The 1,370-nt window shown below is 31.1% G+C and carries 1 protein-coding gene; it reads left to right on the top strand.

Annotated elements, in window-relative coordinates; translation table 11 throughout:
• The first annotated feature begins 279 nt into the window (after nt 1-279).
• Nucleotides 280-1,080 carry a hypothetical protein gene (locus tag AC1DY0_RS19000; protein ID WP_477190147.1) on the top strand — a complete coding sequence of 267 codons (801 nt, stop codon included), beginning with the start codon at nt 280-282 and terminating at the stop codon, nt 1,078-1,080.
• Nucleotides 1,081-1,370: the final 290 nt, after the last annotated feature.

Genomic DNA, 1,370 nt, shown 5'->3' with positions numbered 1-1,370 from the left:
ACTTTGTATTGCAAAACCCAGCTTGGTGAGGTCAATAAATTCCACAAAAGCATCTATAAAACGAACTTGATTATCGGGACTTATAGCGTCTTCTAAACTAGAAAAACGCATCTGATGACGGGAAATTCCTGTGATATGCTGCATTCTTAAAAATACGAAAATTCCTGTTTTGACACAACTTTTTTGTTATATTTGGTGATATACAAACGGAGGTTTTTTCACAGACTGACGTTGGTGGTAATTTTAGCGCAGAGAGGGATTAACAGAAAAACAGAAAATATGAATAAAATTAGAATTTCAATGTTGCTTTTGACAATTTCACTTTTTATAAGTTGTGATTTTATAAAAGATAGTTTCACTTTTAAAGAAAAGACAAAAGAATTTGTGGAAACCTTAATGAAAAAGGACTATGACAAATGTGTTTCGCAAATGGCTTTGGAAAGTGAAATGGGTAAAAACACAAACATTGACACTTTAAAATTGGGATTGGAGCAATTCCGAGGATTAGTAGAACGAAATTTTGGAGATAAGTTTGAGTATTCACTTATGAAATCTGAAAAAAAGCGTTCAACAATTGAAAGTGAAAATACACCACCAAATACTACACTTGCATTAATTGAATTTACAAATGAAAATGAATTTGGAGTTTTTCAAGTTTTATTTGATGACAATTCAAAAAAGATAATCAACATAAATACACTTGATGTAAAAGCACCTATACCAAATATGGTTATCTTTTGGTTATTCGGTTTTTTACCATTATCAATTTTACTTTTCAATATTTATGCAATTAGAGAAATTAAGAAAAGTACATTATCAAAAAAATGGTTGAAATATTTAGCTATATTATTTTTCAATGTCCCAACAATAACATATTCAGCTGTTGAAGGTCTTTCATACAAACTTATAGATTTTCAATTTTTCTTTGGGATTAGTTTTAGCTTTATGGGTTTTCTTGGTTCAGTTTGGACTTTTGGAATTCCATTAGGTGGAATTTATTGGTTATGGAAACTGAAACAACACAGAATTGATGAAGAGTTTAATACAGAAACTGAAGAACTTACTGTAACAACTGAATAAAAAACACAGCCACCAACACCCACTATAACGGATTTGGGCATTTGGCTTAATGGAAAAATGGTCTTGTATTTGGGATGATTTGGCAAATCCGAAGAATGGGCTTAATTTAGTCCCAAACCCGCTGTAGTACCAGAACGTCAGGCTGTGAAAAAACCTCTTTTTTTTCTCAAAATCTTCAAATTTTACAATCCTACAATTCAAATAAAGCCTTCTGAGAAGGCTCTTTTTTTAAGCTACTAATTTTATCGGATAAAAATTGTGCCTTGCATTTAGCTTCTTGCATTTAGCTT

Source organism: Flavobacterium sp. P1_E4, from assembly GCF_056405915.1.
Note: the sequence above shows the minus strand (reverse complement) of the source record. Positions and strands in the feature narration are given on the sequence as shown.

Bases quoted from the DNA above. Each gene is read 5' to 3' on its own strand.
- AC1DY0_RS19000 (WP_477190147.1), top strand. From the start codon at position 280: ATGAATAAAATTAGAATTTCAATGTTGCTTTTGACAATTTCACTTTTT.